The sequence below is a fragment of the Mesorhizobium sp. M4A.F.Ca.ET.050.02.1.1 genome (assembly GCF_003997725.1).
Taxonomy (GTDB): domain Bacteria; phylum Pseudomonadota; class Alphaproteobacteria; order Rhizobiales; family Rhizobiaceae; genus Mesorhizobium.
Window position 1 is genome coordinate 1 of record NZ_RZSG01000175.1, and the last position, 9,456, is coordinate 9,456.

Below are 9,456 nucleotides of genomic sequence, written 5' to 3' on the forward strand. Positions count from 1 at the left end.
ATTCGAGGCGAAGTCCGGCGCCAAGGTGGTCATAAACAACATGGACCACGAAGCGCACAAGACGGCCATTCGCAGCTATCTTGTCGTCGGCGCCCCTGACATCTGCTTCTGGTTCTCCGGCAACCGCATGAAGGCGTTTGTCGCCAAGGGTCTTTTCGACGACATCTCCGATCTGTTCGCGCGGGAGAACTACAAGAGCGTGCTCGGGGCGACGACGAGTGCCGTCACGGTTGGCGACAAGCAATATGGCCTGCCGATGGGCGGCATCCTTTGGGGTCTGTTCTACCGCAAGGACGTCTTTGCGCAGCACAACTGGACCCCCCCTAAGGACTGGAAGGAGTTCCTGGCCTTTGGCGAGGCGGCGAAGTCCGCGAACCTTGTTCCGATCAGCATGGGCACCAAGGAACTGTGGCCCGCAGGCGGCTGGTTCGACCATATGAATCTGCGCATCAACGGCCTCGACAAGCACATCGCTCTGATGGACGGCAAGGTTCAGTATACCGATCCAGTGCTGACGCCCGTCTTCGACAAATGGAACGACCTGCTCAAGGCCGGTTTCTTTTCGCCGAGCCACAGTTCCTTCGGCTGGGAACAGGCCGGTGCTGCCCTGGCACAGAAGAAGGCGGCCATGATGGACCTTGGCGGTTTCGTCAGGTCCGCTTTCCCGGAGGCGGACTTGCCCCAGCTTGCCTATGCGCCGTTTCCCGAGATCGTGCCCGGCGTCGCCCGCTACGAGGATTTCTCGGTCAACTCCATCCATGTACCTGCGAATGCAAAGAACAAGCAGGGCGCGCGCGACTTTCTGGCTTATTTCTACAAGCCGGAAAATCTCGGGGCCTTCCTTGCCGCCGAAGGCGCCATTCCGCCTCGCAATGACTGCCCGCCAAGTCACGACCCGCTGGTCAATGCCGCGGTCGAGGAACTGAAGAAGGTGGTCGCGACATCGCAATATTACGACCGCGACACCGATCCGGACATGGCTCAGGAAGGCATGACCGGGCTTCAGGAATTCATGGTCAAGCCAGACCGCCGCGACCAGATCCTCGGGCGCCTCGAAAAAACCCGCAAGAGAATCTTTGGCTGATCCTCCCTGGCTGGCGGGCGCCGTCTTTCGGCGGCTCCCGCCTCTTTTTTGGGTGACCGGTTGTTTCGGATAACCCCGTCTCTTTTGGGATAGCCTGCCATGTCTCGTCTATGGCGCAGAAATCGTCATTGGGTGACCCCTGCCCTGTTCCTGCTGCCGGGTCTCATCCTGTTTGGAACGGTGATCCTTGCCGCCTCCGTCGAGACGGTCTGGATTTCGCTGCACGACTGGGATGGCATAGGCGCCAAGGCCTGGGTCGGCCTCGCCAACTATGCCGAACTGGCCGACGACCCGCAGTTCTACGTTTCGCTCAAGAACAACCTCATCTGGCTGCTGATCTTCATGCTGGCGCCGCCGATCGGCCTCGCGCTTGCCCTGATCGTGAACCAGCAGATCCGCGGCATGCGTATTCTCAAATCGCTGTTCTTCGTGCCGCTGGTTCTGGCGACCGTTACGGTCGGTGTAGTGTTCGGCTGGGTCTACGATCCGAACTTCGGCTTGCTGCAGCTTGTCTTCAGCGCCTTTGGAGCGACCGCCCCGGCGCTGCTTTCAGACGAGACCTTCGTCACCTTCGCGGTTGCCGCCGCCGCTCTGTGGCCACAGATCGCCTTCTGCATGATCCTGTTCCTGGCGGGGCTGAACGGCCTCAACGACGATCTGATCGCCGCCGGGCGCGTCGACGGCGCGCGCGGCTGGCGCATGCTGCGCCATGTCGTCCTGCCGCAGCTGTCGCAGGTCGGCTTCATCGCCATCGCGGTGACGGTGATCGGCGCGCTGCGCTCCTTCGACATGATCGCGGTCATGACCAGTGGCGGCCCCTACGGCTCATCCACCGTGCTCGCCTACCAGATGTACCAGGAGTCGATCTTTTCCTATCGCTTCGGCTACGGCGCCGCGATCGCCACGGTGCTGTTCGTGATCATGATCGTCTTCATCGCCTGGTATCTCAATGGCCTCATCAAGGCTGAGCGGAGCAACGCCTGATGTACCCGCGACCAATTCCCGACGATGCCAGGATCCAGCGAGCCCTGTATCTGGGCGGTGTCGCCCTGGTCGTGATCCTGTGGCTGCTGCCGCTGCTTGCCGTCATGCTGACCTCGATCCGCTCCAACGAGGAGCTGATGGCCGGCAACTACTGGGGCTGGCCGCAGAAATTCAGCCTGATCGAGAACTACAAGGCGGTTTTCGAGCAGACCGCCATGCTGCGCTTTTTCCTCAACAGCCTGCTGATCACCATACCCTCCGTCATCGGCGTCCTCATCCTGTCGACGCTCACCGGCTTCGTCTTGTCGCGCTATCCGTTCCGCGGCTCCAACCTGATCTTCGCGCTCTTCGTCGGCGGCAACTTCCTGCCGGCGCAGATCATGATGATCCCCGTCCGCGACCTGATGGTACGGCTCGGCCTCTATGACACCGTCTATGCACTGATCATTTTTCACATCGCGTTCCAGACCGGTTTTGCTACGCTTTTCATGCGCAACTTCATCGCTGCTTTGCCGGGCGAGTTGTTCCAGGCGGCGCGAGCCGAAGGCGCCTCGCCATTCCAGACATTGCGCCACGTGGTTGTTCCCCTGGTGCGGCCGGCACTGGCGGCACTCGCCATCCTCACCTTCACCTTCGTCTGGAACGATTATTTCTGGGCAATCGTGCTTACCCAGAGCGATGCGGTCAAACCCGTTACCGCAGGTTTGAACAATCTGCGCGGCGAATGGACATCGGCCTGGAACATCGTTTCGGCGGCCACGGTCTTCGTAGCCCTGCCGCCGGTCGTGATGTTCTTCATGATGCAAAAACACTTTGTCGCCGGCCTAACCATGGGGGCCGTCAAGGGATGATCCGCCGCGAACCCTGCCGCACCCGACACGCACGGAAAGGCGCCGCGATATGAGCAGCGTGGAATTGCGAAAAGTCGACAAGCATTATGGCAGCTACCATGCCCTCAAGACAGTCGACCTGAAGATCGAAAAGGGCGAGTTCGTCGTCATGGTCGGCCCGTCCGGCTGCGGAAAGTCAACATTGCTGAAGACGATCGCCGGGCTGGAAACGATCAACTCCGGCCAGATCGTGATCAACGGGCGCGACGTCACCAGGGAAGAGCCCGGCGACCGCGGCATCGCAATGGTCTTCCAGTCCTATGCGCTTTACCCGCATATGACCGTCGCCGAGAACATGGGCTTCGGCCTCAGGATGGCCAAACGGCCCAGGACCGAGATCGAGGCTGCCGTCAAACGCGCGGCACGGATCTTGCGTCTGGAGGAGCAACTCGACAAGCGCCCGAAACAACTGTCGGGCGGACAGCGCCAGCGCGTCGCGATCGGTCGCGCCATCACACGCTCGCCCGAGGTGTTCCTCTTCGATGAGCCGCTTTCGAACCTCGATGCCGCACTGCGCACCCAGATGCGGGTCGAGCTTTCGGGCCTGCACGCGCAGCTCGGATCGACGATGATCTACGTCACCCACGACCAGGTCGAGGCCATGACCATGGCCGACCGGATCGTGATCCTCAACAAAGGCTGTATCGAGCAGGTCGGCTCCCCGTTGGAGCTCTATGCCAACCCCGCAAACATCTTCGTCGCCGGGTTCCTCGGCGCGCCCCGCATGAATTTCATCGAAGCGAAAGCGGTCAGCGTCGAGGCATCCGTCGTCTCGGTAACGGCAGCCGGCCTGCCGACACTGAGCTTCGGCGGTATCGACGTGACCAGCCTTTCGGCCGGCGACGCCGTGACCATCGGCATCCGGCCGGAGGCGCTGCATGTCGTCGAAGCGAGCGGCGGCGCAATGCCGGTCTTCTCCGGCCAGGTGCGGCTGGTCGAGCAGCTGGGACGCGAAACCGTTCTTTACGTCGATGCCTCCCCGCTTCAGACGACCAATTCAGACAGCGGCACCGGCAATTTCACGCTTCAGCTCAACAAGGTTTCCGCGATCGGCGTCGGCGCCACGTTGCAGGTGGGCTTCGACACCGGCGACGCCTACCTGTTCGGGCCCGATGGGCGCACGCTAACGCCAAGAAAACCCGTCGCCTCAATCTGAACCTCGAAAATTCGAAAGTCCCATACGAATGAACCGCAAGAAGCCCGCCCCGCTATCCGTATGGCGGCCCCTTAATCTCGACCGCTTTCTGCTCGGAGCGCCGCACTACCCCGAACATGTCGACGAGGGCAGCTGGCAGCGTGACGCCGAGCGCATGGCTGCCGCCGGAGTCAACACCGTGCGCATGGGGGAGTTCGCCTGGCACATTTTCGAACCCCGTGAAGGCAGGTTCGAGTTCGGCCTTTTCGATCGCGCGATCGAAATTCTCGGCCAGGTGGGGATCGACACGATCATGTGCACGCCGACGGCGACCCCTCCGCGCTGGCTTACCGTCAACTATCCCGAAGTGCTGCGCGTCGACATAAACGGGCGGCCCTCGAGCCACGGATCGCGCCAGCATGCCGACACCACAAGCCCGGTATTCCGCGCCCACAGCCGCCGCATCACGCGCGCCATGGCCGAGCATTATCGGGATAACCCGCGTGTAATCGGCTGGCAGACGGACAACGAGCTCAACACCACCGTGTCGGAATCGTTTGCGCCCTCGACCCGGCTGGAGTTCCAGAAATACCTGCAGAAGGCCTACGGCACTATCGCGGCGCTGAACTTCGCCTGGGGCGGTCACTTTTGGGCGACGGCCTACGACGACTTCTCGCAGATCGACCTACCGAGACCGCTTATGCCGTCATACCCCAGCCCTGGCCATGTGCAGGACTACCATCGCTTTCTGGCCGCAGCGACCGCCGCGTTCCAACACGACCAAGTCGAGATCCTGCGCGCCGCCAATCCGGACTGGTTCATCTTTCACAATCTTGGCCAGCTTGCCGACATCGATTTGCGCGGCCGGTTCGGACAGGACCTCGATTTCATCGGCTTCGACATCTATCCGATGCTCTATGACGAGATGCGCCGGACCGGCGGGCACGCGACGACCCAGGCCTTCCACCTCGATATATGCCGCGCCTACTCCGGCAACTTCATCGTGCCGGAGCAGGCCTCGGGCCTCGGCAGTCAGCCCGGATTCTCGACGATGACGCCGGAGCCGGGCGAAATGCGCCGGATGGCCATGACCTCGGTGGCGCGCGGCGCCGACGGCATTATGTTCTTTCGTTGGCGTCCCGCGCATTTCGGAGCCGAAATATACTGGATGGGCGTCATCGATCACGACGACGTACCGCGCCGCCGCTATGACGAGGCAAGCCGGTTCTTCCACGAAATCGCCGCCGTCAAGGACCAGATCCTAGGTACGGCCGTGCGCATGGATCTCGGCATTGCCGGCGCCGACTTCGACAACCAAGAAGCATACAAGACCTATCCGATCGGGCTTCCCAGCCCGCTCGAAGACGCGACGCTGCTTCATCGCCATTGCTATCACAATGGCATTGCATGCGGGTTCATTCATCCCGAAGACGATCTTTCGCGGCTCAAGGCGCTCTACATCCCGCATTGGGTGATGTGGAAGGATCAATGGAACGAGGCTGTCGAGACGTTCGTGCGCAATGGCGGCACGCTGATCCTGTCGGCATTGAGCGGAACAAGGGACGAGAACAATCACATCATCCGTGAGCAGGCTCCCGGCAACGCCCTTTCGGCACTGAGCGGCGTCAAGGTGACGGAGTTCGGCCGTGTCGCTCCCGAAGGCGGCAGCGGCCTCTTCCCCCTGTTCCGTCCGGCCGCCATGGGCGCCTATGCGCCGCCGCCGCTTCCGGCCTCATCGGTCGAACGCAAATACCTTTTCACTCTTGGCAATGAAGAATTCCAGGCCGCGCATTTGTACGAGCTGCTCGAGGCAGCGCCCGACACCGAGGTGCTTGGCGCCTGGTCGAACCGCTTCGCCGCCGGCTCTCCCGCGATCACCGCCCGTCAGGTGGGGCGCGGGCGTGTCGTCTATGTCGGCACGTATCTCACGCAGCAGCTGGTTGAGAAACTTGTCGATGTCGTGCTCACCAAGGCCGGCATCGCGCCTTTGCTGCCTGAACTGCCTGCCGGAGTGGAGGTCACTGTCCGGGAAGCCGAAGACCGCCGGTTGATGTTCGTGCTCAACACCACGGAGACTCCGGTCATTGTGCCGAACGTTCCCGCGGGCGTCGATCTGTTGGCAGGAAAGCCCGTCTCGGGAACACTGCCGCTAGACGCCTATGGCTGCGTGGTCATTCGGCTCGACTGATTCGGCTCGAGCGCGTGAGTAGGCATACGGGCCTGACGGCCCGGAATAAACGAACCGCCTCATCCCCCGAACACACACTTGGGTCGAGTCGATACGCTTCAACTCGCCGCCAGAAGGGACTGCAAAAGCGTCTCCCTTGCGGATGACAAGTGGGCGTCGGCCGCCAGCTCAACGCGCGACAAGTCGTGACTCAATAACGCATCGATGTAAGCCAGATGCTCGATCAAGGCTGCGTGGTTCCGCTGCTTCTCGTCGCGCTTGTTCCATTGGTAGTGGTAGTGAAAGATGAAGCTGATGATATCGTAGAAGTCGCTGATAAATCGATTGGATGAAGCCTCGTTAACCAGCCGATGGAAACGATCGTCGAGACTGGAAAAGTCATGGAATCGATATTCGATGTCTCCCAGCAGATCGAGATGTGCGCACTTCAGTGTCTCGAGCTTTTGCCATAGGGGAGAGTGGGCGGCCTGCATGGCGAAGAGCCGCGCTGATCGCAACTCAAACATCACGCGAATTTCGAAAAGCTCAAGCGCGAAATCCTCGGTAAACCCCTTGAATATCCATCCGGAGTTCGGACGCTTTTCGACCAAACCGAACCGGGCAAAGCGGATTAGGAACTCCCGTATTCCGCTGGTCGCGACGCCAAATTGGCGCGACAGATCAAGTTCGTTGATCAATGTCCCCGGCTTGGTGTCGCCGCGAAGCATCCATTCCATGAACTGCTGTTCGACATGCATATTGCGCGGCGTCGTCTCTACATCAGGAAAATAATCGCTCGGTTGAACTTGCCGATCTTTGACGCGGGACCGCGTGGCGCAGGCGATGACGCCACGATGATCCAGCTCATTCAACACTTTGCGAATGGTGGTGCGGCTCACGCCCAGCTGACGCCTGAGCGCGTTTTCCGAGGGCAGCGGATCCTCAATGTCGCTTCGGACCATAAGATCGAGAATTCGATTGAATGCCTTTTTGAAGACGGTGTCGGTTTTCATGAAGGCCAACCCTCCCCAGGCTTGTCCTTTTTGGCGAATTTTTATCCATAAAAAACAACTTGACGCTGGCGCGGATAGTATTGTTTTTTATCGATAAGAGGAAGAGGCAATAAACAACAGCAAGCAGGGAAATCGACGTGCGCGCCACGTTCGATCTCGGGCGAATATTTGGCTGGAATGACCAAGAGCCCCATAACAGACACTAGCGGCAACACCATGGTAGGTCCGCTACCGCAGCCAAACACATTGTCCGTAAGTCTTGCCATTCTGAACTTTGGCCCAGCGCTGATCCTTCTACTACTCATTGCAGCGCTAAGCATGACATCCTCCTATTTTCTCACTGCCCGCAACATCAGCAACATACTGGCGCAAACGGCAGTCATCTCGGTCGTCGCCATGGGGCAGCAATTGGTGATCCTGACGCGCGGCATCGACCTGTCCGTAGGGTCAAACCTGGCTCTGGCTTCGGTCCTGGGTGCTCTGTCGTTCCATGCAGGCGCGCCGGCTGCGCTGGTAATCGCGGTCATGGTCTTGTCTGGCGCCCTGGTCGGAGCCATCAACGGCGGCTTCTACGTCTTCGGGCGCCTGCCGCATCCATTCATCATCACGCTTGCTACCTTGAGCATAGCCAAGGGACTTGCCCTGCAGCTTGCCGATGGACGCGCGATTCCAGGCATGCCGCCGTCCATCGGCGCCCTCGGCACGGATGCGCTCGGGGGGTTGCCGGGATCGGTCTTCGTGGTTTTGGCGGTCGCGGCCGCGTTCTTCGTGGTGACCAGGACGATGGTCTGGGGCCGCTGGATCTACGCCGTTGGCGGGCGGCCGGATGCCGCCCTGCGCATGGGCATTCCCGTATCATGGGTGCTGGTCTCGACCTACGTCGTATCAGGCACCTGCGCGGGCATTGGAGCTGTGATCTTGGCCGGGAGGACCGATGCCGGCTCGCCGCTTTTTGGCAACCTGCTCGAGCTCGACACGATCGCTGCCGTCATCATAGGCGGGGCAAGCTTCCTCGGTGGCCGCGGACATCTCGGCAACGCTCTTATCGGCGCCTTGATGATCGGCGTCATTCGCAATTCGCTCAACCTGCTCAACGTCAACATCTTCTTCCAGTTGATCGTCATCGGGGTGGTCATCGTCATCGCCGTCGAAGGCGACGTTCTTCGCAACTATCTCGAAGGGCGAGTTCGCGTGATGCAGGCGGGGAAGCAGTCATGAGCGCCGTTTCGCTGAGCTCCAAAGAATGGACCAGTATTGAGGATACACCGGTCCTGTCGGTCGAAGTCGCGAGCAAAAGGTTTGGCTCCGTGCTCGCGCTGAGCGATGTAAGCATCTCGGTGCGGCGGGGAGAGATCCTGTGCCTTCTCGGCGACAACGGCGCCGGCAAGTCGACCTTGATCAAGTGTATCAGCGGCGTTCATCGCCTGGACGCCGGCTCGATCGTAATCGACGGACAGGTCACGCCCATCCGATCCCCGGCCGAGGCGCGCGCCGCTGGAATAGAAACGGTCTACCAGGACCTCGCGCTATTCGACAACTTGACTCCGGCGCAGAACTTCTTCGCCGGACGTGAAATCGCGGGACCGCAATGGCTGCCACGCGGTTTGCGATTTCTCAGGCAGCGGCGCATGGACGCCGAGGCTCGATCCTTGCTCGACAATCTCAAAGTGACCTTGCCTAGGAACGACACCGTCGTCGCGATGATGTCGGGAGGACAGAGGCAGGCCATCGCCGTCGCGCGATCGACGGTCTTCGCTCGCAAGGTGGTCATTCTAGACGAGCCTACTGCCGCGCTCGGCCTGCGCGAGTCCCGCCAGGTCCTTGATTTGGTCGCGAGGCTGCGCGACCAGGGGAACGCCGTCATCCTGATCACCCACAACATGGAACATGTCGTCGAGCTTGCGGACAGGGCCGTCGTGCTCCGCCAAGGACGCAAGGTTGGTGAACTGGTCCCGAACGAGGACAACAAGCAGCAACTGGTCTCCATGATCGTCGGGGCCTGACAAGGATTTTGTCGGCTGCAGGGGCAGCCTGCAACGAGGGTGAACCTTCCTTCGGAAGGCGCCCAAACAAGGGAGGAAACGAGCATGCGACTGGAAGGAAAACTGTTGGGAGGGCTTGCCATAGCATTGGCGCTTGCGACGCCGTCCCATGCGGCCGACAAGATCAAGGTCGGCCTGATC

General features: G+C 60.8%; 8 protein-coding genes. 7 read left to right on the forward strand and 1 reads right to left on the reverse strand.

The features are described from left to right. The 5 genes from EOA33_RS14205 to EOA33_RS14225 form a co-directional block, all read left to right on the forward strand. Window positions 1-1,084, forward strand: a 1,084-nt coding sequence (locus EOA33_RS14205; protein ID WP_145989138.1) for an ABC transporter substrate-binding protein, incomplete at its 5' end; no start/stop codon positions are given. A gap of 99 nt (window positions 1,085-1,183) precedes the next feature. After that, on the forward strand, window positions 1,184-2,068 hold the full coding sequence (locus EOA33_RS14210) for a sugar ABC transporter permease (protein WP_127405890.1): 885 nt from the start codon (window positions 1,184-1,186) through the stop codon (window positions 2,066-2,068). Continuing rightward, window positions 2,068-2,919 (forward strand): carbohydrate ABC transporter permease, encoded by an 852-nt coding sequence (locus tag EOA33_RS14215; protein WP_127405891.1) that lies wholly within the window; start codon window positions 2,068-2,070, stop codon window positions 2,917-2,919. Before EOA33_RS14210 ends, EOA33_RS14215 begins: the two co-directional genes overlap by 1 nt. Window positions 2,920-2,968: 49 nt before the next feature. Continuing rightward, a complete protein-coding gene (locus EOA33_RS14220) occupies window positions 2,969-4,114 on the forward strand; it encodes an ABC transporter ATP-binding protein (protein WP_127405892.1) in 1,146 nt (381 codons plus the stop codon). 28 nt (window positions 4,115-4,142) lie between these two features. Then, complete coding sequence (locus EOA33_RS14225) at window positions 4,143-6,281, forward strand: beta-galactosidase (RefSeq protein ID WP_127405893.1); 2,139 nt, start codon at window positions 4,143-4,145, stop codon at window positions 6,279-6,281. 98 nt (window positions 6,282-6,379) lie between these two features. Here EOA33_RS14225 and EOA33_RS14230 read toward each other — a convergent pair whose 3' ends face one another. Continuing rightward, window positions 6,380-7,273, reverse strand: coding sequence for a GntR family transcriptional regulator (locus EOA33_RS14230; protein ID WP_127405894.1), 894 nt, complete (start codon window positions 7,271-7,273; stop codon window positions 6,380-6,382). A 318-nt stretch (window positions 7,274-7,591) separates the two neighbouring features. Here EOA33_RS14230 and EOA33_RS14235 point away from each other — a divergent pair, with 318 nt between their 5' ends. Both EOA33_RS14235 and EOA33_RS14240 read left to right on the forward strand, forming a co-directional pair. Next, window positions 7,592-8,491 carry an ABC transporter permease gene (locus tag EOA33_RS14235; protein ID WP_245482334.1) on the forward strand — a complete coding sequence of 300 codons (900 nt, stop codon included), beginning with the start codon at window positions 7,592-7,594 and terminating at the stop codon, window positions 8,489-8,491. Further along, window positions 8,488-9,276, forward strand: coding sequence for an ATP-binding cassette domain-containing protein (locus tag EOA33_RS14240; protein WP_127405896.1), 789 nt, complete (start codon window positions 8,488-8,490; stop codon window positions 9,274-9,276). The genes EOA33_RS14235 and EOA33_RS14240 overlap by 4 nt, the downstream gene beginning before the upstream one ends. Window positions 9,277-9,456 lie beyond the last annotated feature (180 nt).